Annotated in this window: 20 protein-coding genes and 2 pseudogenes; 11 read left to right on the top strand and 11 right to left on the bottom strand. The window is 55.0% G+C overall.

What is annotated here, in order from left to right:
- Positions 1-113 precede the first annotated feature (113 nt).
- The 3 genes from ACZ5FP_RS27200 (at position 114) to ACZ5FP_RS27210 (ending at position 4,453) form a co-directional block, all read left to right on the top strand.
- Complete coding sequence (locus tag ACZ5FP_RS27200) at positions 114-2,510, top strand: phosphoketolase family protein (protein ID WP_464665116.1); 2,397 nt, start codon at positions 114-116, stop codon at positions 2,508-2,510.
- Positions 2,477-3,688: an acetate/propionate family kinase gene (locus tag ACZ5FP_RS27205; protein ID WP_464665428.1), complete on the top strand. Its 1,212-nt coding sequence runs from the start codon at positions 2,477-2,479 to the stop codon at positions 3,686-3,688. The genes ACZ5FP_RS27200 and ACZ5FP_RS27205 overlap by 34 nt, the downstream gene beginning before the upstream one ends.
- Before the next feature lie 114 nt (positions 3,689-3,802).
- Entirely contained in the window at positions 3,803-4,453 is a 651-nt protein-coding gene (locus ACZ5FP_RS27210) for a BON domain-containing protein (protein ID WP_464665117.1), read from the top strand.
- 58 nt (positions 4,454-4,511) lie between these two features.
- Here the strand turns inward: ACZ5FP_RS27210 and ACZ5FP_RS27215 are convergent, their stop codons facing one another.
- The 8 genes from ACZ5FP_RS27215 to ACZ5FP_RS27250 all read right to left on the bottom strand — a co-directional run bounded on the left by ACZ5FP_RS27215 (position 4,512) and on the right by ACZ5FP_RS27250 (position 11,046).
- Positions 4,512-6,128, bottom strand: a complete 1,617-nt coding sequence (locus ACZ5FP_RS27215) for an MBL fold metallo-hydrolase RNA specificity domain-containing protein (RefSeq protein ID WP_464665118.1) — start codon at positions 6,126-6,128, stop codon at positions 4,512-4,514.
- Positions 6,129-6,160: 32 nt separating this feature from the next.
- Positions 6,161-6,295, bottom strand: a complete 135-nt coding sequence (locus tag ACZ5FP_RS27220) for a hypothetical protein (RefSeq protein WP_464665119.1) — start codon at positions 6,293-6,295, stop codon at positions 6,161-6,163.
- A gap of 27 nt (positions 6,296-6,322) precedes the next feature.
- Positions 6,323-6,970: a helix-turn-helix domain-containing protein gene (locus ACZ5FP_RS27225; RefSeq protein WP_464665120.1), complete on the bottom strand. Its 648-nt coding sequence runs from the start codon at positions 6,968-6,970 to the stop codon at positions 6,323-6,325.
- A 96-nt stretch (positions 6,971-7,066) separates the two neighbouring features.
- Entirely contained in the window at positions 7,067-7,423 is a 357-nt protein-coding gene (locus tag ACZ5FP_RS27230; protein WP_464665121.1) for a transcriptional regulator, read from the bottom strand.
- Positions 7,424-7,544: 121 nt separating this feature from the next.
- Entirely contained in the window at positions 7,545-8,165 is a 621-nt protein-coding gene (gene fixJ / locus ACZ5FP_RS27235; RefSeq protein WP_464665122.1) for a response regulator FixJ, read from the bottom strand.
- Entirely contained in the window at positions 8,152-9,672 is a 1,521-nt protein-coding gene (locus ACZ5FP_RS27240) for a PAS domain-containing sensor histidine kinase (RefSeq protein ID WP_464665123.1), read from the bottom strand. Before ACZ5FP_RS27240 ends, fixJ begins: the two co-directional genes overlap by 14 nt.
- 109 nt (positions 9,673-9,781) lie before the next feature.
- Positions 9,782-10,603 carry a universal stress protein gene (locus ACZ5FP_RS27245; protein WP_464665124.1) on the bottom strand — a complete coding sequence of 274 codons (822 nt, stop codon included), beginning with the start codon at positions 10,601-10,603 and terminating at the stop codon, positions 9,782-9,784.
- Positions 10,604-10,659: 56 nt separating this feature from the next.
- A complete protein-coding gene (locus ACZ5FP_RS27250; RefSeq protein WP_464665125.1) occupies positions 10,660-11,046 on the bottom strand; it encodes a hypothetical protein in 387 nt (128 codons plus the stop codon).
- Positions 11,047-11,178: 132 nt separating this feature from the next.
- On the opposite strand from ACZ5FP_RS27250, the gene ACZ5FP_RS27255 reads away from it, so the two are divergent.
- Entirely contained in the window at positions 11,179-12,012 is an 834-nt protein-coding gene (locus ACZ5FP_RS27255; RefSeq protein ID WP_464665126.1) for a universal stress protein, read from the top strand.
- A gap of 100 nt (positions 12,013-12,112) precedes the next feature.
- Here the strand turns inward: ACZ5FP_RS27255 and ACZ5FP_RS27260 are convergent, their stop codons facing one another.
- Positions 12,113-12,676 (bottom strand): flavodoxin domain-containing protein, encoded by a 564-nt coding sequence (locus ACZ5FP_RS27260; protein ID WP_464665127.1) that lies wholly within the window; start codon positions 12,674-12,676, stop codon positions 12,113-12,115.
- Positions 12,677-12,779: 103 nt separating this feature from the next.
- Here ACZ5FP_RS27260 and ACZ5FP_RS27265 point away from each other — a divergent pair, with 103 nt between their 5' ends.
- The 6 genes and pseudogenes from ACZ5FP_RS27265 (at position 12,780) to ACZ5FP_RS27290 (ending at position 16,303) form a co-directional block, all read left to right on the top strand.
- A complete protein-coding gene (locus ACZ5FP_RS27265; RefSeq protein ID WP_464665128.1) occupies positions 12,780-13,697 on the top strand; it encodes a universal stress protein in 918 nt (305 codons plus the stop codon).
- A 45-nt stretch (positions 13,698-13,742) separates the two neighbouring features.
- Positions 13,743-14,198, top strand: a complete 456-nt coding sequence (locus ACZ5FP_RS27270; protein WP_464665129.1) for a pyridoxamine 5'-phosphate oxidase family protein — start codon at positions 13,743-13,745, stop codon at positions 14,196-14,198.
- A gap of 331 nt (positions 14,199-14,529) precedes the next feature.
- Positions 14,530-14,814, top strand: a complete 285-nt coding sequence (locus tag ACZ5FP_RS27275; RefSeq protein WP_464665130.1) for a type II toxin-antitoxin system RelB/DinJ family antitoxin — start codon at positions 14,530-14,532, stop codon at positions 14,812-14,814.
- A pseudogene (locus ACZ5FP_RS27280) lies at positions 14,811-15,109 on the top strand (type II toxin-antitoxin system RelE/ParE family toxin). The gene ACZ5FP_RS27275 and the pseudogene ACZ5FP_RS27280 overlap by 4 nt, the downstream one beginning before the upstream one ends.
- A gap of 67 nt (positions 15,110-15,176) precedes the next feature.
- A pseudogene (locus tag ACZ5FP_RS27285) lies at positions 15,177-15,311 on the top strand (hypothetical protein); the annotation flags it as partial.
- Positions 15,312-15,331: 20 nt separating this feature from the next.
- Positions 15,332-16,303 (top strand): 3'-5' exonuclease, encoded by a 972-nt coding sequence (locus tag ACZ5FP_RS27290; protein WP_464665131.1) that lies wholly within the window; start codon positions 15,332-15,334, stop codon positions 16,301-16,303.
- Positions 16,304-16,578: 275 nt separating this feature from the next.
- Here ACZ5FP_RS27290 and ACZ5FP_RS27295 read toward each other — a convergent pair whose 3' ends face one another.
- Both ACZ5FP_RS27295 and ACZ5FP_RS27300 read right to left on the bottom strand, forming a co-directional pair.
- Positions 16,579-17,931 carry an ATP-binding protein gene (locus ACZ5FP_RS27295; protein ID WP_464665132.1) on the bottom strand — a complete coding sequence of 451 codons (1,353 nt, stop codon included), beginning with the start codon at positions 17,929-17,931 and terminating at the stop codon, positions 16,579-16,581.
- Entirely contained in the window at positions 17,928-18,590 is a 663-nt protein-coding gene (locus tag ACZ5FP_RS27300; RefSeq protein ID WP_464665133.1) for a response regulator, read from the bottom strand. The genes ACZ5FP_RS27295 and ACZ5FP_RS27300 overlap by 4 nt, the downstream gene beginning before the upstream one ends.
- Positions 18,591-18,776: 186 nt before the next feature.
- Between ACZ5FP_RS27300 and dsbD the strand changes: the two genes are divergently transcribed.
- Positions 18,777-20,498, top strand: coding sequence for a protein-disulfide reductase DsbD (dsbD, locus tag ACZ5FP_RS27305; RefSeq protein ID WP_464665134.1), 1,722 nt, complete (start codon positions 18,777-18,779; stop codon positions 20,496-20,498).
- Positions 20,499-20,515: the final 17 nt, after the last annotated feature.

Below are 20,515 nucleotides of genomic sequence, written 5' to 3' on the forward strand. Positions count from 1 at the left end.
GCCCAAGCATTGATCAGGCAGGGGCTTTAGCAAGGGCACCAGGAGCTGATGCAGATAGTTTCGTCAAAGGCAGTACCCTTTGGATACCCGGAATCGAGATGGAAGGAACGGCTATGAACATTGCTCCCGCACGCTTGTCCGCGGATGAGTTGGTAAACATCGATTTATACTGGCGCGCTGCGAACTATCTGACCGTGGGACAGATTTATCTGCTTGATAATCCGCTCCTGCGAAAGCCGCTGAAGATCGAGCATGTGAAGCCGCGGCTATTGGGCCATTGGGGAACCTCGCCGGGATTGAGTTTCATCTATGCCCATCTCAATCGCATTATCCGGACGATGGACGCCAACGTCATTTACGTGTGCGGCCCCGGGCACGGCGGCCCGGCCATGGTGGCAAACACCTATCTGGAGGGCAGTTACAGCGCCCGGTATCCCGACATTGGCCGAAACGAAGAGGGCATGCGAAAGCTCTTTCGGCAGTTCTCGTTTCCCGGCGGAATACCGAGCCATGCTGCGCCGGACGTTCCTGGATCCATTCACGAAGGCGGAGAACTTGGATACTCCCTTTCCCACGCCTTTGGCGCTGCCTTTGACAATCCTGATCTGGTTGTCGCCTGCGTTGTCGGTGACGGTGAAGCGGAAACTGGTCCGCTTGCAGCGGCGTGGCACTCAAACAAATTTCTCAATCCGCAACGTGATGGCGCGGTGCTGCCCATCCTGCATCTCAACGGTTACAAGATTGCCAACCCGACCATTCTTGCCCGCATTCCGCAGGAGGAGCTTCGTTCGCTCTTTGTCGGCTATGGGTATGAACCGATTTTTGTCGAGGGCGATAATCCCGCATCGATGCATCAGCTCATGGCAAATGCCATGGATGAAGCCATGCAGCAAATCAGATCCATTCAGGAGAATGCGCGTCAAGACTACGATGCTTACGCAACACGTCCGAACTGGCCGATGATCATCTTGCGCAGCCCCAAAGGCTGGACAGGACCAAAGGAAGTCGACGGTCTGAAAACCGAGGGATTCTGGCGATCGCATCAGGTGCCGCTATCGGGGTTGGCGGACAATCCCAAGCACCTGAAGATTCTCGAGGAGTGGATGCACAGCTATCGGCCGGAGGAGCTTTTTGATGCAGAAGGCGCACCTGTATCCGATATTACCGCAACAACGCCGCTTGGCGCGCGCAGGATGGGATGTAATGCGCATGCAAACGGCGGATTGCTGCGAACAATGCTCAAGATGCCCGATCTTGCGCACCATGCCGTTGATGTTTCGCAACCTGGTACCGTCAAGGCCGAATCCACAAAAGTCATGGGGGCGTTTCTGCGCGACGTGATGACGGCAAATATTGACACCCGAAATTTCCGGATCATGGGTCCGGATGAAACCGCTTCAAATAGACTGCAAAACGTGTTCGAGGTGACGGATCGCGCCTGGATGGCGTCGATACTGCCTGAAGACACCAGTCTTGGCCGTAACGGACGGGTCATGGAAATCTTGTCCGAACATACCTGTCAGGGCTGGCTCGAAGGCTACCTTTTGACCGGCAGGCACGGGTTCTTCTCCTGTTACGAAGCCTTCGTTCACATCGTGGATTCCATGTTCAACCAGCATGCGAAATGGTTGGATACGAGCCGGGACATTCCCTGGCGGCAGCCCATCGCATCTTTGAACTACCTTTTGACCAGTCACGTCTGGCATCAGGATCACAACGGGTTCAGCCATCAGGATCCCGGGTTCATTGATGTAGCTCTGAACAAGAAAGCCGATGTCGTACGGGTTTATTTGCCGCCGGATGCCAACACGCTCTTGTGCACGACGGACCACGTGCTGCGCACGTGGGATCGCATCAATATAATCGTGGCTGGAAAGCCGCCGCTCTGGCAGTGGCTCACGCTTGAACAGGCCAAGATTCATTGCCGGGAAGGGCTTGGCGTCTGGCACTGGGCGTCAACGGAAAATGGCGGCGAACCCGACGTCGTCATGGCATGTGCAGGCGATGTGCCGACGCTCGAAACATTGGCGGCTGTCAGTATTTTGAAGGAGCATTTGCCGCAGCTCAATGTCAGGGTGGTCAATGTCGTCGATCTGATGGCATTGCAGCCCAAGGAACGCCATCCGCACGGCCTTTCCGACGCTGCGTTTGACGCTGTATTCACAGACAGTAAACCCGTCATTTTTGCCTATCACGGTTACCCCTGGACGATTCATCGGCTGACCTATCGGCGAACCAATCATGACAACTTTCACGTCCGCGGCTACAATGAGGAGGGGACGACGACAACCGCCTTTGACATGACGGTTCTTAACGAACTGGATCGGTATCACCTTGTTCTGAGTGTGCTCGACAAGGTTCGCGCAGCGCGTTCATCGGGAGCAAAACTGGCTGAATTGATGAAAGCCAAACTGCTCGAGCACCATGACTATATCCGGGTGCACGGAGAAGACATGCCGGAGATCCTCAATTGGAAGTGGGGTTCGCGCTTGCAAAGCGAAGCGGTTTGATGCCGGGCTCGATACTTGTCCTCAATGCGGGTTCATCCAGTTTGAAGTTTGCCATCTTTGAACTGCAGGATGATTTACCCGTGCGCGTTCGCGGCAGTGTCGCGTCGCTGGATTCCAGGCCAAAGATGAAATTGTCTGAAAGTGTGGGCGCGAACAGCATTGAAGTTCCGGTCGTTGGCGATGCCATCGATATCAAAGAGGCGATGAGTCTGGTGCTGGAACAACTGTCCGACCGCGGTTATTTGCGTTCTGTGGGGGCGGTTGGCCACAGGATTGTTCATGGCGGTGGCGTGTTCGAAGGCGCGACAGTGCTTGATGATACTGTTGTCGAACGCTTGCGCCAGTTTATCCCGCTTGCGCCCATGCATCAGCCGCGCAATCTCGAGCTTATAGCGGCGGCCATGAAAGCGCTCCCCCAAGCGCAGCAATATGGCTGCTTTGACACCGCTTTCCATCATAGCAGGCCACGCATTGGCAAGCTCTATGGTCTTCCTCTCGACCTCGCAGAGCAAGGCATTGTTTCCTATGGTTTTCATGGAATATCCTACGGCTTCATAGCAAGGCGTCTGCGCGAAAAATATGGCAGCGACGCGGGAGGGCGTTCAATCGTTGCGCATTTGGGCAGCGGCGCGAGTTTGTGCGCAATGCATAGGGGCGTAAGCGCGGCGACCACCATGGGTTTTTCGGCCCTTGATGGCCTGATAATGGGCACACGGTGCGGCTCCCTTGATCCGGGCGTGGTGCTGCATATGCTGCAGGAGAAGCGTATGCCCACTGAGGAGATCGTTGAACTTCTGTACAATAGATCAGGTCTGTTGGGCCTTTCCGGCATATCGGGTGATATGCAGGTCTTGCTCGCCTCCAAGGAGCCGTCGGCCAGGGAGGCCGTTGATCTTTTTGTGTACAGTGCCAGTCAGCAGATCGCATGCATGGCCGCATCGCTCGCCGGCTTCGATACCCTGGTTTTTTGTGCTGGTATAGGAGAGCATTCTTCCTTGATCCGCGAGAAGATCGGTGCAGCGACCGGATGGCTTGGCGTTAAGATAGACCAGGAGCGCAACCGGAGAGGAGAGGGAGACATTACTGCGCGCGGCTCGACTGTGAAGGTTCTTGTGATGTCAACCGATGAAGAATATGCCGTTGCCCGGGAAGTCCTGTCGTTCCTCACCTCCGCGTAACTCACCCGCTTGCCCAACGCATTGATTGTAATCAATGCGTTGGGCAAGCGGGAATGGCATTGTTGTCTCGACAGGGAGAATAATTGCGTCTCCTTGATACCGAGAGGAACGGATATGAACGACATCGCCTTGCGCCAAAACATCATCGACGAATTGGACTACGAACCCAGCATCAATGCAGCCAGCATTGGCGTGGCCGTGGAGAACGGCATTGTAACTTTAACCGGGCATGTACCGACCTATTGCGAAAAGAATTCGGTGGCGGACGCTGTTTGCAGGGTGAAGGGCGTTCGAGGGATTGCTCAGGAAATCGAAGTGAGGCCCTTGGGCAGCCATCGCACGGCCGACGATGAAATTGCGAAAAGAGCGCTCAATGTCATCAGCTGGAACACCGTAATCCCCAACGAGTCAGTGCAGGTGCGCGTTCAGGATGGTCGCGTAACGCTCACCGGAAAAGTGGAATGGCATTATCAGAAGATCGCCGCAATGGAAGCGATACGCGGGCTTGCCGGCGTATTCGATGTGGTCAACTATATCGAAGTCAAACCGCATGTGTCCGCATTCGATGTGAAGCGGCGTATTGAGGATGCACTGCGCCGCATTGCGCAAGTGGATGCTGAATCTATCAAGGTCGACGTGAATGACGCCGGCATGGTGACGTTGCAGGGAAAGGTCAATGCCTGGTTTGCGCGCATCGCAGCGGAAAGGGCAGCCTGGTCCGCTCCGGGTGTCAAGAAGGTCGACGACAGGATAACAGTTGGATGAGGCGTCTTGGATGGCTGATCCAGCGGCATCACGACTGCCGGTGGGCACCGGGCCGATCTCAATTTGCACCTGACCGATCGTGCTCGGTGGCATTCAAAGCATTGCGCAGCCGACGGATGATGAGAGATCTGCCGCGTTCGTCAGCTTCATTGCCAACCGCGTCGCTCACGTCAAGCAATAGCTTTGTCAGATCATTGTGCCAATCGAGACGGGCAACCTTGCCAGGTTGCAAGCGGCGCGGATGTTCGCTGTCGATCAATCTGGCTTCTGGTTGCCCAAGCTCATAAACATCGTCCAATTGCGGCAACACGACATGGGGAGCGTTGTGCAGTTTTCCAAGGCGGTCTTTCAGGGCGTGAAGGCTGCTTTCCTCCCCATGAACCAGGAATATGTTCTGCCAAACAGGAAATCGTCCTTGAATCCACTCGCAGAGTTCGGTGGCATCGGCATGCCCGGAATAGAGGTCAAGCTGACGTATTCTGGCCTTAACCTGCACCTCCTCGCCCTGGATGCGGACGCTTGGCTCCTGATCGAGGAGAATTCGGCCGAGCGAGCCTTGTGCCTGATAGCCGGTCAAGAGAATTGTCGCATTCTTCCGCCATAGATTGTTTTTCAGATGGTGGCGAATCCGGCCGGCATCGCACATGCCGCTGGCAGCGATGACGATGAAAAAACCCGAAATTCGGTTGATCGATTTGCTTTGTTCCACTGTTTCGGTGAAACGGATATGACCGTCATTAAGCGCTTCGCACAGGACATCGCCGCGTTCGATTTCTGCGGCATGCCGTTCGAATATTTCACTGGCGCGTGTCGCAAGCGGCGAATCCACGAAGATATTTGTTTGCGGAATATCTCCCGCTTTCATGAGCAGGAAAAGGTCCACCAATAGTTCCTGGGTGCGTTCGACAGCAAAGGACGGGATGATAAGGGGCCCATTCGCCCTTACAGCCATCTGTACTTCGTCCAGTAAAATGGCCCGTCGTTGATCCGATGAAACTTCGCCACGTTCGCGGTCGCCATAGGTGGACTCACAGACAAGGTAGTCGATATCGCGGGGCCCTTCGGCCGAGGTCTGCAACAGCTTATGAGCAGGGCCGACATCTCCGGAAAACATCAAATGTATCGGATTATTTTCAACATCCTGCGCTATTTCAAGTTCGATGGAGGCGGATCCCAACAGATGCCCGGCATTCCAATAGCGCGCCCTTATGCCAGGCACGATGTTGATCCAGCTCCTGTACTCAACTGATCGAAACAAGGTCATGCACGCTGCAGCGTCGGCCTGTGTGTAAATCGGATCAACGGTTGGACGCCCGCGTTGCGTATTGCGGCGGTTTAATTGCTCCACTTCAGTTTCCTGAATATGCGCCGAATCCGGCAGCATGACAGAGCAAAGGTCGATTGTGGCTTTGGTTGCAAAAATCCGACTATTGAAACCGTTGCCAGCAAGCTTGGGCAAAAGCCCACTGTGATCAATGTGCGCGTGTGTCAGAAGAACCGCGTCGATCCTTGCTGGGTCGAAAGGGAATGGCTTGTAGTTCAGCTCCCGTTCGGATTTCGGACCCTGGAATAAACCGCAATCAACAAGAATGCGCGCTGATCTCGTTTCTATCTCGAAACAGGATCCCGTGACCGAATGAGCAGCACCGTGAAAATGCAGGCGCGGAAATGACATCGTGTATTGTTTCTCCAGGCGCAAGAGATGAGTTATTGGTTCGCGGCGCGAAAGCCGCCAGCGTTCACCGTGCCTGCGACAAAGGTCAAAATACAGGCGAGTTGAAACTCCATATCCTCGCTTCGAGCCTGTGCCATCAATCGCCGCAAAAAGGGAAGCATGATCATAACGTCTTTCTTGCCATTAATCTTGGGTCAATCACGCATGGCCTCAAGAGCATTCCATTTCAGGATTTCCGCCGTGCGCAGTGAAGGCAGGGCAATGATCCCTTTTTCTTTCAGCTTGGAGAAAACCCGCGACACGGTTTCGATGGTCAGGCCGAGGTAATCACCAATATCCATGCGCGACATCGGTAGATCAATCTGATCGAGCCCACCCTGACGGCGGGCAATATCAACGAGAAAGGCAGCAACACGCTCTGCCGCAGTCTGGCGGCCAAGGACCAGCAGATGTTCCTGGGCTCGGGTCAGCCCGCGTAATGTCATTGGCAGAAGTATATGGGAGGCGTCGTTCAACTGCGACGCGCGGAAACCGCGGATACTGGTGCCGATGATTGCTTCTGCAAAGAAGTGGTGGATTGTATCGCCCTCAAAGCCAAAGACTTCACCTGGCATATAAAACGCGCTGATTTGTCTGCGCCCGTCCGATAACAGACGGTAAACACGAACGGCTCCGAACTCCACTTGATAGAGCTGGGTAGCGGCTTCACCTTGAGCGTAAATCTCGCATCCGGGCGCGTAGAAGCTTGTATGCTGGGGACACCTGGCACCGAAGGGCAGCGGAACACCCATTGTTGCGGCCTGCGTGTCTACAGCCATTTGCGGTGTTGCGAAAGCGAACATGATGATCTCCCAATTCCCTGATGATTGGAGCATCCTGCAAATGGCCGCCTGGCGTAATTCGGTTATGTACCTACGGGTTTTCCCGTAGAGGCTGTGCTAATTGTCTGCCTCACCACCGATGAGCTTGCGGATTTCGGTGATCAGCGCGTTGCCAAAGACTGGTTTTATCAAAAAACGGACATAGTCGACTTCGGGAAAAGGGTGCGCACGGTCAACGAGTAGAATGATGGGAATTGGTCCATTTTGAAGGGTGTTCCATGATGTCGAGCCCTTCTTGAGCGCTGTTTCATCGATCACCGCGCATGCGCTTGCCGCGGTTTGGAGTGTTGCGGATGCTGCTTCCAGAGTTGAATAGGACGCGATCTTAAAACCTTCGACTTCCAGCGCGAATTCGAGGGACTGTCGAAATCCACGATCGGGAGCGATGATCAATATCTGGTTCAAATTGGTCAAGGAACTCCCTCACAACACGATCTCTGATCGATTGCCGGAAAATCGGCGTCAATGAGCCTAGTGTTTCGGGAAAATACCGGCATTGCGCTAAATCAAATCAACGAAAAGTGGGGCGCGTCATTCACTCTTCGCTGCCGAATTTTACACTGAGCGCCATTCTGACCAGCTCCGGCAAGCTTTTGGCCTGCATTTTTGTCATCACATTGGCTCTGTGGACCTCAACGGTGCGCGGCGAAATCTTGAGGTCATAAGCAATCGTCTTGTTCGCAAGCCCCTGCACGACACCCGCCATGATCTGATGTTCACGTTCTGTCAATTGCGCGAGCCGCGCATGAATGGCGTCATTATCCTCGAGAGCAGGGACTTGGCTTATCCGCGCCGCGGCACGTTCGATCGCATCAAGAAGGGTTTGATCGTCAAATGGCTTTTCGATAAAATCTAGTGCGCCGGCCTTCATGGCTTCCACGGCCATTGGCACGTCACCATGCCCGGTGATCACGATCGACGGAATGTCGATGGCTGCGGTCTGAAGCTTGCGCAACAGTTCAACGCCGCTCATATCCGGCATCCGCAGGTCCGTTACCAGGCAGGCATTGCGGATTGAAGGCGCCAAAGTGAGAAAGACCGTGGCAGAGTCATGCAAACGGACAGCGTGCCCGGATACTGTCAAGAGGAATGCAAGGGATTGTCTGACCGCCTCCTCGTCATCCACGATGTGCACGATATAGTCACTGTTTGCCATTCAGGGTCTCGCCTTCAAGTGCTGGAAGTGTGAACCGGAATGTAGCACCGCCATTCTCGTTTCGCCGCACAGAAATCTCACCTCCATGGGATTCAACGATCCGTTTTGAGATTGAAAGGCCGATGCCCATACCGCCAGGCTTCGTTGTCACAAATGGCTTGAACAACTGAGCGGCTATTTCATCCGAAATGCCTTGTCCTGTATCGGCAACTTCGATGGCAACCATGCCGTTTCCAGTTGTAGACGTACTCACAACCAGCTCACGAACGGGACTATCACGCATCGCCTCCATGGCATTGCGCATAAGATTGATCAGAACCTGCTGAATCTGAACTTTATCCGCCACGACAAGCTTGCCATTGGCTCCAAATTCGAATTCTGATCGCATTCCACGTTCGCGGGACCCGACGAGGGCCAAGGCTCCTGCTTCTTCAACGAGCCCGCGAATGTTTTCGGGGGTCTTCTCGGTTTCACCTCGCGTGACGAATTCGCGAAGATGGCGGATTATCTGGCCGGCCCTGAGCGATTGCCGGGACATTTCCTCCAACGCGTCGCGCATCTTCGAAGCGACGGAATCGTCCATATCCCGCAAGAGGCGGGTACAGCCTTGCGCGTAATTTGCTATAACAGAAAGCGGCTGATTGAGCTCATGCGCCAAAGTCGAAGCCATTTCACCAAGTTCGTTGAGCCGCGCCATTCGAGCCAGCTCCCCCTGAATTTCCTCAAGCCTGGCCGCAGATTCTTCGCGTTCGGTCAAATCCCGGATGAACCCCGTAAAATAGCTCTGGCCTCCCGACTTGAATTCGCCGACAGCCAGTTTCATGGGGAAGGTGGATCCATCCTTTCTGCGGCCGACCACCACGCGGTCCACACCGATGATCCGCTTTTCGCCGGTTTCCATGTAGCGATTGATATAACCATCATGTTCATGGCGGTAAGGTTCCGGCATGAGTATCCGAACATTCTGACCGACGACTTCGGTTTCAGAATATCCGAACTGCCTGATGGCGGCGGCATTGAATGATGTGATTGTGCCGCTTTTCTCGATCACGACGGTTGCGTCCAGCACGGTATCCAGGATGGACCGCAGGTGCGCTTCGCGTGTATCAAGCTCGCTGAGTGTCTTGTCGGTGACACGTCGGGCACGGTGCAGTAGTCCGCCCATCCAGGCAATCGCCACGCCGATAATGATCAGAATGACAAACTCGATCGCATTTTCCGACGCGTTGAACTGCATTCCACCAATATAGAACGCACAGACCAACGATAAGCCGACGGCCGATAATCCGGGGCCAATACCCCCGGCAATTGACGTAATCAGGATGGCAGGAACAAACATTATGAAAATGGCGCGGTCCTGCAACAGCCCTTGCAGAGCCAGCCGGACGAAAAACGATCCGGCAACGGCCACGGCTGCAAGCACGTGGCCCCTTATTCCTTCAAATTGAGAGGAAAGGGCTGCTTGCAAGAGCCGGCCTTTAAAACCTGGGATATCGCGTGCGGGCATTTTGCTATCAGTCGCCATATGTGCGGAACGATATAGTATCCCGTCAGAGAGCAGCAAATTTGTTGATTTACAATAGCAATCACCACACGCGGATGAGGATGCCAGCCATTCAGCTCGACATAAGCCTGCAGGTGTCGTGCCTTTCCAACAGCGACCGTGTCACGCCGCCAAAGACGAATTCCCGCACCCGGCTATGCCCATAGGCTCCCGAGACGATGAGCTCGGCTTCAATTGATCCGGCAAAGGCGAGAAGTGCAGCGCTTTCGTCCCGATCATTGATGATTTCGCTACGAGCTCGGATGCCGTGACGCAGCAAAAGAGCCAAAACGTCTTGCAGGCTTTCGCGGACCAGAACGTCACCGGTGTGGTCAGCAGTGGCGACGATCACGTCTGTCGCTTGGCACAGCAATGGTATGGCGTCGACGACGGCTCGTCGTGCCTCGCGCGTATCTTTCCATGCAACAAGTGCCGTGTTGGAAAACAATCGCCGCGTGGTTTGTGCCGCTACCAGCACCGGCCGGCCGGCTTGCAACACGAGACTAGCTAGATTGGTTGACCTGTTGCCATTTGTAAAAATGGATTCTGAAACGGACGACGTTATGATCAGATCAGCAGCACGAGCGGTTTCGATCAAATAGTGCGTGGGATTGGCCACGTCTGCGCGCCATTCGTGGCTTGGCAGGGGGCCGCAGATGCGCTGAAATTCCCTATTCAGTTCTTTTAACCGGCGTTCGATATCCTCCCGCTCAAGCTGCATGACTTCGCCGGTCGCACCCATTCCATCCGGACTGGCGATCATCGGCATGATATCTGCGGCGGCGAATCCAATTAAGTGAGCATTGAACTTGTTTGACAGATCTACGGCCAGTTCGATCAACGAGGCTGCCTTCTCGTCGATGCTGAGATTCACAAGTATGGTTCTGTAGGTCATGATGGCTTCTCTACTGGGGTGATGTCGCCGCAAATGCGCCGTTGTTTCGGGAGATGTCATGGCGTTTCAACGAAAGCAACGCGGTAAGTGTGCATGACGCCCGCCCTCCGGATGGAGATATATTCGCCGGCAACAAAACGTTCTTCGCTCAAGCGGAAGACTGTCTCACCACCGGGCGAGCCATCCGCATAATCGAAGTACCATTGGCCACCCGGTTTGCGCCGTAATCGCCCGATCCGATCGTCTTGGCCTGTGCGAAAATGCCGTACCCGGCAGCCGCTTTGGTTTTCTTTCCATTCCTTGGCATTGATACGCCCCTCTTGGTCGAGCGGTAACAGAAGGTCATATCCCTCGTCATCATCCCCCGCCGGATGACCCTTCTCGCGGGCAAGGACGAGGCGTGCGTGACGGAAATTTGCGTTGATTTCGTTGGTTTCAGACATGGCAGATATTCCCTTGTTTCAAGTGAAGTCTACCGAGAGCAACTCCAGACGCTTTGATCCAGCGCAAGGAGCGGATTTGAAATCGCCTTTATCAAAGAGCGATACGCGTGAAGCCAAACAAGGAGCGTCGCCATGTCTTGCAAAACAGTCTTCTGTGTCATCGGAAGAGACGAATGCAACCAGGATTTGATCGCGGCCATCAATCTGTGCATTGAAGCAGAAGCCCATCTCAATGTGCTTATTGTTGGCGTTGCGCCAACGCCAATAGGCGGGTACGGCGTTTTGTCATCAAATGAGTGGATGTTGGAGCGGGAAGCCGAGCTCGCCTCGATCAAAACACGTCAAGAGAAAGTGAAGGCACTCATAAACGCTTACGGTCTTTCCGCCGATATCGATACTGAATATTCGCACAAGGATTGGCTTGACGACATGATCGGCAGGCGCGCGCGGTATTCTGACCTCATCGTCATTGGTCCCGATCTCATGCTGCAACCTCAGCTAAGAGAGCCCGCCGTCGAAGGCGCGCTCTTTCACTCCAGCCGGCCAACGCTTGTCGTGCCATCGGGAAGCAAGGCAACGATCCATCCGAAGAAAATTGTGCTGGCATGGGATGGAGGCATTGAGGCCGTACGCGCCACCCATGAAGCAATCGACATGCTTGTTGGCGCGGATGAGGTTCATCTCAGCACCGTGGGTCACATGTCCTTTGGACATGAGAAAAGGATTGGGCAGGACGGGGGCCTTGCCGTCTATCTGAAGCGTCGTGGCGTCAATCTGACGATTGATCAATTGCCGGCAGGGTACAAATCCATCGCCGAAATACTCAACGAACACGCAGCCACGCTTGGTGCGGATATGCTGGTGATGGGGGCTTATGGTCATTCGCGCCTGCATGAACGCGTGTTTGGTGGTGTAACCAGGTCAATGCTGGCAGCGCCAACCTTGCCTCTCTTCATGACGCGCTAGCAGATGTACGCTTGAGCAATGTTTCTGCTCGCTTTGACGATAGGTGATCGAAGCGGACAGATTTTTCGCAACCGGATATCTTGGCCGGACAGAACCACAGTTAAATGGCTTTCGCAGTTTCCTTTGACGACACCACTTGGACGAATGAATCGATGAAAGATTTTACTGCGGTCCAGTTGGTCAGCTCATAGTCCTGTCGGGTGTCCACGGGACCGCCTTCAACGGTGGCAATTCTCTTGAGCATCCATTTTTTGAAATAGTCATACTCCGAATGTTTGAGTGCTCCGGCACAATTGAGGGTCGCTGAGGGAAGCCAGCCGGTCTCCTTTGAAAACTCTTCAGGGTAGCTCTTGGCTTCCCGCTGCTCGCCGACGTCGGCGCTTGCGATAGACAACGACACGGAAATGAAGGCCGACGGCATGTCGTTGAGAACCTGTGCCCAGTTGCGGAGATAGTGAACAAAGGCAGCAGGGTACTGTCCGCCGTGAACAGGCGCGCACAAAATGATGGCATCGCCAACCCCAGGGTCGGCGAATCCAACCTGGTTGGCATCGCTTAACAGGACAGAATGCTGCTGTGCTTCCAGATGACTGGCTATGGCTTCAGCGATCTTGCGGGTTTGGCCTTCAATACTCGAATAAAGCACCAGGAACTTCATGGTCATGGTTCTCCCTTTCTGTCCGGAACTTTTTCCGGGCTTTCGCAATTCTCGCGAGTGCTGGAATTAGCCGCATTGATGCGGATCAAATTCTGGAATTGCGGTGTGTTTGATCCAGCGCAATGTGAAAGCCGAAGCCTGTTGCTACCGATGTCGGCATGAACATTTCCATCCCATCTGGAGCAACGCGATGCACTTCCAAACCTTGCTGAGTGTCGTTGACGTCAATCAGTCAAACGATGATCTGAATACTGCCATTGGGCTTTGTTCCGAACAGAATGCGCAACTCTCGGTGATGGTTGTTGCCCTGGCGGAACTGCCGCCCATTGGCGACTATCCCATCGGTACAGCCGATGTGTGGCTCCAACAGCGTCAGGACGATCAGGACGCGCTTATACGGCGGGTGGATGAGATTGAAGTTCTCGTTCGGGATGCCGATATTTCGGCCTCCGTCACCGATGAATATCCTGAAGTTGCAAGGGTTGGGCACCTGATCGGCAGGCGTGCCCGATATGCCGATGTCACGCTTATCGGATCTGACCTGCTTGAAAACGAATTGCTCAAGACAAAGGCCATTGATGGCGGCCTGTTTGAATCAGGCCGTCCGATTCTCATCATTCCCACGAACAGCAAGCCGACATTGAAACCAAAATGTGTGCTGTTGGCTTGGGACTCCGGTGTGGAATGTGCACGCGCTGCCCGGGAAGCGCTCGACTTCATGGTTTCAGCATCAGAAGTTCATGTGACAATGATTGACCCGGACACGAGTTCAATAGCCAATGGAGCCGAGCCAGGTGCCGATATTGCGGCCTATCTTGCACATCATGGGGTCAAGATTATTGTCGACCGGCTGCCGAGCGGCGGCGATTCCATTGCCAGCGTTCTACTGCAGCACGCGACCGATATTGCCGCTGATCTGATTGTCATGGGCGGGTATGGGCACTCGCGCATGCGGGAACGTATTTTCGGCGGCGTCACCAAGTCGATGATCGATGAAGCGCGTTTGCCAATCCTGATGGCGCGTTAAAGCGTTTCAGAAGCCTCAGCCGAATTCACACGAGGAGTTGGTTCCATGATCATTCGGGAAATGAACCAGTACGAAATTATGGAGGTACTGGAGAAAACGGCGAAGGTCGGACGCCTGGCCTGCGCCCGAGATGGTCAGCCATACATCGTTCCGCTAAACTTCGTCTATCGTCTCGGCTATCTTTATTCCTTCACGACGCTCGGTAAAAAGGTCGAATGGATGCGCGCCAATCCAAAGGTCTGCGTTGAGTTCGACCACATATCCGCAACCGATGATTGGCAGAGCGTGCTCGTCACTGGGCGTTACGAGGAATTGACGTCCGATACGGAGCATCTGGAGGCTCGCAACGAAGCCTACAATCTGTTGAGCAAACGGGCTGAGTGGTGGCAGCCCGCCTATGTCGATACCATAATCCGCGACCACATCCGAAAGCTGGAACCGATTTACTTCCGGATATTGGTGGAAGCGAAAACAGGCCACAAGGCAATGAAGTCAGGCTGATTGTTGCCAACTCCAGGTTCTCTGAGTTGGTAAATGATGCAAGGTGCAGACTGGTGCACGCTATTGGAGAACTATAACGCTATGGTTCGCATCCTGCGGCAGAAACCGTGATTGCGGAATGTTTGTCTTATTTCGAAATCATCAAAACTGGCTGATGTCGACACATGTCAAGGCGCGTGTCCACTCCGTGAGTATGCCATTTAGCGGAACCAACAAACAATCATTTTCTCGCATTCTACGAGTTTGTATAAAACCAGAATCTGATCAAAATCCAATCTGGTATATGTCGTGCATTTGCATTACATTGTGACCGAGCAAAGGAGAAACTGTCATGGCTTCGAATGCATTGGTTCAGACACGAATCGACGCTGACGTGAAAGAACGTGCCACAGCTGTTCTGGAAGGTATGGGGCTAACAGTCTCAGACGTAGTTCGAATTTTGTTGACCCGTACTGCGAAGGAAGGAGCGTTGCCTCTTGAGTTGATCAGTAACAGCAACGCCTATGACGAATGGTTTCGCGCAAAAGTTCAGCAAGCTCTTGATGATACTGATGTCGAAGCCCATTTTGTAAAACGGCGCAGCACTGCGCTTCGCAAGGTTTCCTCTGATCAATGAGGAAACTTATTTGGGCACAGTGTGCTCTTTTTGACCGTGATGCGATATTCGATCACATCGAAGCTGAAAATCCCATAGCTGCGATTCATGTCGACGAACAGATCGGTTTGGCCGTTCGATGTCTGGTGGATTTCCCGGAGAGCGGAAGACCTGGCAGAGTCGCAGGCACTCGAGAGCTTGTCATTACGCGAACGTCTTACATCGCGGCCTATGCGCGGTAACTGACCATGCAATTCGCGTCTTGCGCATTCTGCATGGAGCGCAATTGTGGCCCGATGAGATTACGGATGACTAAGTATCCTATGATCGAAATGCCAAATGGGCCTAGCGTATGGTCCATACAAGTGTTGTTGGCCATGATGGGATATGGCCCGACAAGTGTCCGAAAATTCGTGGCTGAAACCGAGATTCTCGGTGACCGCGCGCCTGTCCAGTGGCAACTTGATGCTTTTGGACAGGTGGATGTGTGGCTGAGAGTGCTCGGCCTGCGAAGCTGAAACTGAAACCGGGATAGCTAATGACGCAGCAATTCGATCTGTTTGTTTCACCCGACGCAGAGCCTGTGAAGGTGACTGGTTCCCCAGCGCTGAAACGCCATTCCACGGCTGCGTTGAGCGACGAGGATATGGTACGGCATCTCGAGGAGACGGGCCGGTACCGTATCCTGAAGAAGCTTAAGTCTCGTTCAGTCGCAACCGCGGCGCAACCGGGGTTTCCACTGCGGGGCCTGATCCTCGATACAGAGACCACCGGCCTCAATTATCGTAAAGACGAGATTATTGAAATCGGTGTGGTCGCATTCACATTTGACGAGACTGGCAATATAGGCGATGTCATCGGCATCTATGGTGGATTGCAGCAGCCAAGCGTTTCGATCCCATTGGAAATCACCCGCCTTACCGGCATCGTGGACGAAATGGTCGCCGGCCAAATGATTGATCTCCATCAATTGCGAGCCATGGTCGAGCCCGCCGATCTCGTCATCGCGCACAATGCTGGTTTCGATCGGCCGTTCTGCGAGGCGTTCTCACCCATTTTTGCCGGAAAAGCCTGGGCGTGCTCGGCCTCCGAAATCGATTGGCGCGTGCGTGGCTTCGAGGGCACAAAGCTTGGTTATCTGATCGGGCAGGCGGGCTATTTCCATGAAGGCCATCGCGCGGTCGACGACTGCTTTGCCTTACTCGAAGTCCTCGCACAGGAGGGGGGAGCGCAGGGACGAACGCCATTTGCCGAACTCTATGAGGCAAGCCAGTGGTCGCGCGTTCGCCTCTTTGCCGAAAACAGCCCATTCGAAATGAAGGACCACTTGAAGGCGCGCGGCTATCGCTGGTCGGATGGCGGTGATGGGCGGCTGAAATCATGGTGGATCGAGCTTGCGGAGGACGCCCTCGACGATGAACTACGCTATCTGCGTTCTGAAATCTATCACTGGGATGAAGCAGATCCACCGATCAAGCGGCTCACAGCATTCGATCGCTTTAAGGCATGAAGATTGTTCGCCGAGTGGATGGTCCGCGCCGTGACAAGCGACGCGTCGACCGGACTTTGTGCTCTTTGTGGTGCGCGCACTTGCTTCCAGTTCTATGCGCAATTTGAAATTCTTTACTACCGTGTCAAAGGAGTGTTTCAAAACGAGACTTTTCCGGGGAAAACAGGCGTAACAGAACTATATCGCTGCGATGTGCAGCGCCCCAAGGGTTTTTGGAAGTCGGTCATCTTACTAAAGGTCTGTGGGAGTTCCATTACGGCTTGAGCGAGATCGGCTCACTTTGATCGATTTACCCCATATGGATGGGTAAGGGCCGCTTGCAGGCCACTTCCGGTTGTTCTGTTTTTAAGTACGAGTTTCGCACCGACGCGTTTCGCGGCGATTTCGACGATGGTGAGGCCAAGGCCCGTTCCTGAAGCACTTTTGTGGCGACCCCGATAGAAACGTTGTGTGACCTGATCAATCTCGTCGTTCGGAATACCAGGTCCGTCATCGAGAACCATGACGCCTTTTCCATCAGGTGTTGCATGCCACGAAACAACGCCGCCGCTTGGCATATGGTGAATCGCGTTTTCATGCAGGTTGCGCAGTGCCAGCAGCCAACTTTCCCGCTCGCCCGTCAGCTTGAGCATGGCAAGCGCTGGATCGATTTCCGCTCGAATGTTTGCCGGTAGTGGTGGTGCTGCATCAAAGATTTCGGTGAGCAATTCTGTGGCAGCGCTAGATGTGTCATTCGGTACTCGGTTCTCTGCCTCGAGTCTGGCTAACGTCAGCAACTGGCGTGCGAGACGGGTGGTGCGGTCGACCGACACGAGTATTTGCGACAGGGCGTTTTCACGGACGCCTGCGTCCTTTGCAGTCAGTGCGATCTGCGCCTGCGTTTTTAGTCCGGCAAGCGGCGTGCGTAGTTCGTGCGCGGCGAACGCTGTGGTTTCGCGTTCGTGTCGGCGCGCAGCCTCAACCTTACCAAACAGGCCGTTTAGCGCTTCCGTGAGCGGCCGGACTTCGGGCGGTGTTCGGCTTGTATCGATGGGGCGCATATCGTCGGCATCGCGACGGCGCAGCGCATCCGCCATGACACCAAGTGGGCGAAGGCCGCGGCCAAGACTTGCCCAGATCAGCAGGCCCAGCAGCGGGACGATCAGCAGGGCAGGAGCCATCAAACCGAGAATGAGATCGTTGACCAGCCGGTCGCGTAGACCGATGCGATCGCCGACCATAACACGCACGCCTTTTTCCCGATCCTCGATCGTATAGACCCGCCACAGCTCGCCATCGGCCACCCGGTCGGAGAAGCCATCAACGTTATCAGCCAGTCGGACATCGGGCGCTCCACTCGACCGTGCCACAAGGCGTCCGTCGAGCGACCATATCTGGCAGGAAAGCTGGCGTTCATAACTCGCCACTTCCGGGGTGGTTGCGGGTGCTGTATCTATTGCACCCGACGCTGCCATGTTGCCATTCCCGACGAGGGAATGCACCATTTTTGCTGCTTCCTGCAAACGGGTATCGAGGACGTGTTCGAGTTCCGAGCGGCTGCCAAGATAGATCCAGACGACGGCGCAGAGCCAGATGAGGCTGGTGGCCGCGACCAGAATGACAAAGAGGCGCTTACGCAGCGACATCATGGCGTCATCCTCATGCGATATCCGAGTCCCCGGACGGTTTCGATCGTTTCGCGTCCGATCTTGCTGCGCAGGTTGTGAATATGAACCTCCACAGCATTGCTCTCTATTTCTTCCTGCCAGCCATAGAGACGGTCCTCAATCTCGGTCTTCGATCGTATCGTCCCCGGCCGCTCCATCAGGGTGGAAAGCACTGCGAATTCGCGGCGGGAAAGTGTTATGAAGTTGCCGTCAAGTGTAGCGGAAAGGCTGGAGGGTTCGAGGATGAGGCCTCCCGAGATCATGACAGGTGCGGCACGCCCGCTGTTGCGGCGGGAGATGGCGCGGACCCTCGCTGCCAGTTCGTCTAGATCGAAGGGTTTGCCGAGATAGTCGTCCGCGCCGGTGTCGAGCCCGCGAATACGGTCCGGTGTTTCATCAAGTGCCGTCAACAGGAGGACCGGCGTGCAGTCGCTCGTTTTGCGCATCTCTGTCAGAACGACGAGGCCTGATCCGTCAGGCAGCATGATATCAAGCACCACGGCGTCGAACTCGGAAGTCGCCAATGCTGCTCGCGCATCGGCGCAGGTTTCAACACAATCGACGGTCGCTCCACTCAAGCCAAGACCAACTTGCAGGCCGTTGGACAGAACCGGGTCGTCCTCGATGACGAGAATACGCATACAAAATTCCTTCCTGTTTCGTTTCTCTTTTCGAACGAGGCTTAAGGCTGGCTTAAGGTGGCATTCCCATTTCGAACCCGCAGAACACAAGGGAACGTCATATTGGGCAAGTTCACGAATAGTATAATCTTTGCAATTGCTTGTCTTGTCGTTATGGTAGGCAGCGGCGCGCATGCGCAGAACCCGTTGTCTGCCGACAAAGTGTTTCGTCTCACCGTCCAGCGCGCGGGGGACGCTCGGCTGTTGCTGAACTGGACGATTCTTCCGGGGAATTATCTTTATCGGGACCAGATTGTCGTGCGGCTGTCGGGAAAGGCCCTTACAGTCGTTACCACGCACGGCGAGATGAAGGACGATCCGAATTTCGGACCGACAGAGATTTATCATGATCGCGCTGAAGCCCACTTCGGGACAGCAGATATTCCCCTTGGGGCCACCGTGCAGATACGTTATCAAGGCTGCGCGGAACAAGGCATCTGCTATCCGCCGATTACGAAATCGCTCGATTTTGCGACACTTGACCTGAGCGACGTTGCCACTGGCCCTGGCGGCGATACTATTGCTAGCAGCGAAACGTCGAAGATCATCAGCGGATCGGCCGTTGAGCTTGCGCCGGGCGGAGCAGACACTCAGCCGATTTCGGAGATGAGCGGCAACCTTGCGCTCATGCTGGTAAGTTTCCTTGGATTTGGCCTGCTTCTGTCCCTGACACCCTGTGTTTTTCCGATGATTCCGATCCTGTCAGGAATGCTAGCGCGATCGGGCGAGACGCTTTCAGCCGGCCGTGGGCTCGTCTTGTCGACGAGCTATGTCGTTGCCATGGCGGCAGCCTATGCGGCACTCGGCGTCGCCGCCGCATGGTCGGGCCAGAATCTGCAAGTCGCGCTTCAGACGCCTTGGGCACTTGGGCTGATGGCGGCGATATTCGCCGCGCTTGCCTTGTCGATGTTTGGTCTGTTCGAGTTGCAACTTCCGGCCGGCTGGATGTCCCGGTTTTCACGCCGGTCACAGGTCAGGGCGGGCTCAATTGCGGGTTCAGCAGCACTCGGCTTCGGATCGGCACTCATCGTTGGTCCGTGCGTGACACCGCCACTGGCGGCGGCGCTGCTCTATGTTGCACAAACAGGCGATGGTGTCCGGGGCGCTGCCGCGCTGTTCGCTCTTGGTCTCGGCATGGGGCTACCGCTGATCGTCTACGGAACCTTCGGCAGCCGCTATCTGCCTAAGTCCGGACCATGGCTGGTGCGGATCAAGCAGATATTCGGCGTGGTGTTTCTCGGCCTTGCCGCCTCCATGATCCTGCGCGTGGTGCCAGAGTCGGTCGTGCTTCCGGTTTGGGGAACGATAGCGCTCGGCGCTGGCGTGTTTTTTGGAGCATTTGATCGGCTGGCTACGGACAGCAACTGGGCTCTACGCATGGAGAAGTCAGTGGGTCTTGCCATAGCGATCTATGGCGCGACGTTGATTGTCGGCTTTGCCGGCGGCGCGACCGATCCCCTGCGTCCACTTGCCTTCCTGGTGCGTGACAGCGCTGGCACGGCTGTTTCCTTTCAAGGCCGTGTCGTGAGTTCGGAAGCAGCCTTCGATGAAGTGCTCGCCGCCAGCCGCCAGGATGGCCGTCCACTTCTGGTCTCCTTCATCGCAGACTGGTGCACGGTCTGCAAATCAAACGAGCGCGTTCTTGCCGAACCAAGTCTTGCTGCTTCGCTCGCAACGATTCCTATCATCAAAGCGGACGTCACGGCCAACAACGCAGACAGTCGCCGATTGATGAAACGTTTCGGTGTCGTCGGCCCACCCACCATATTCCTGCTCGACGCATCCAGCCGGGAAGTCGCTGGGACGCGAACGATCGGGGCGATCACAGCGGAAGGTTTTGCGCGGCGTCTCGGGCTGGCGGGCATGTGAAGTTGCCCGTGTCCGAA

The sequence above is a fragment of the Phyllobacterium sp. T2-21 genome (assembly GCF_055378485.1).

Excerpts from the sequence above, each read along its gene's own strand:
- ACZ5FP_RS27215 (WP_464665118.1), bottom strand. The coding sequence starts at position 6,128 with ATGTCATTTCCGCGCCTGCATTTTCACGGTGCTGCTCATTCGGTCACG.
- ACZ5FP_RS27275 (WP_464665130.1), top strand. The coding sequence starts at position 14,530 with ATGGCTTCGAATGCATTGGTTCAGACACGAATCGACGCTGACGTGAAA.
- ACZ5FP_RS27250 (WP_464665125.1), bottom strand. The coding sequence starts at position 11,046 with ATGTCTGAAACCAACGAAATCAACGCAAATTTCCGTCACGCACGCCTC.
- ACZ5FP_RS27260 (WP_464665127.1), bottom strand. The coding sequence starts at position 12,676 with ATGACCATGAAGTTCCTGGTGCTTTATTCGAGTATTGAAGGCCAAACC.
- ACZ5FP_RS27290 (WP_464665131.1), top strand. The coding sequence starts at position 15,332 with ATGACGCAGCAATTCGATCTGTTTGTTTCACCCGACGCAGAGCCTGTG.
- ACZ5FP_RS27200 (WP_464665116.1), top strand. The coding sequence starts at position 114 with ATGAACATTGCTCCCGCACGCTTGTCCGCGGATGAGTTGGTAAACATC.
- ACZ5FP_RS27220 (WP_464665119.1), bottom strand. The coding sequence starts at position 6,295 with ATGATCATGCTTCCCTTTTTGCGGCGATTGATGGCACAGGCTCGAAGC.
- ACZ5FP_RS27300 (WP_464665133.1), bottom strand. The coding sequence starts at position 18,590 with ATGCGTATTCTCGTCATCGAGGACGACCCGGTTCTGTCCAACGGCCTG.
- ACZ5FP_RS27225 (WP_464665120.1), bottom strand. The coding sequence starts at position 6,970 with ATGTTCGCTTTCGCAACACCGCAAATGGCTGTAGACACGCAGGCCGCA.
- ACZ5FP_RS27210 (WP_464665117.1), top strand. The coding sequence starts at position 3,803 with ATGAACGACATCGCCTTGCGCCAAAACATCATCGACGAATTGGACTAC.
- ACZ5FP_RS27255 (WP_464665126.1), top strand. The coding sequence starts at position 11,179 with ATGTCTTGCAAAACAGTCTTCTGTGTCATCGGAAGAGACGAATGCAAC.
- ACZ5FP_RS27295 (WP_464665132.1), bottom strand. The coding sequence starts at position 17,931 with ATGATGTCGCTGCGTAAGCGCCTCTTTGTCATTCTGGTCGCGGCCACC.
- ACZ5FP_RS27245 (WP_464665124.1), bottom strand. The coding sequence starts at position 10,603 with ATGACCTACAGAACCATACTTGTGAATCTCAGCATCGACGAGAAGGCA.
- fixJ (WP_464665122.1), bottom strand. The coding sequence starts at position 8,165 with ATGGCAAACAGTGACTATATCGTGCACATCGTGGATGACGAGGAGGCG.
- ACZ5FP_RS27270 (WP_464665129.1), top strand. The coding sequence starts at position 13,743 with ATGATCATTCGGGAAATGAACCAGTACGAAATTATGGAGGTACTGGAG.
- ACZ5FP_RS27240 (WP_464665123.1), bottom strand. The coding sequence starts at position 9,672 with ATGCCCGCACGCGATATCCCAGGTTTTAAAGGCCGGCTCTTGCAAGCA.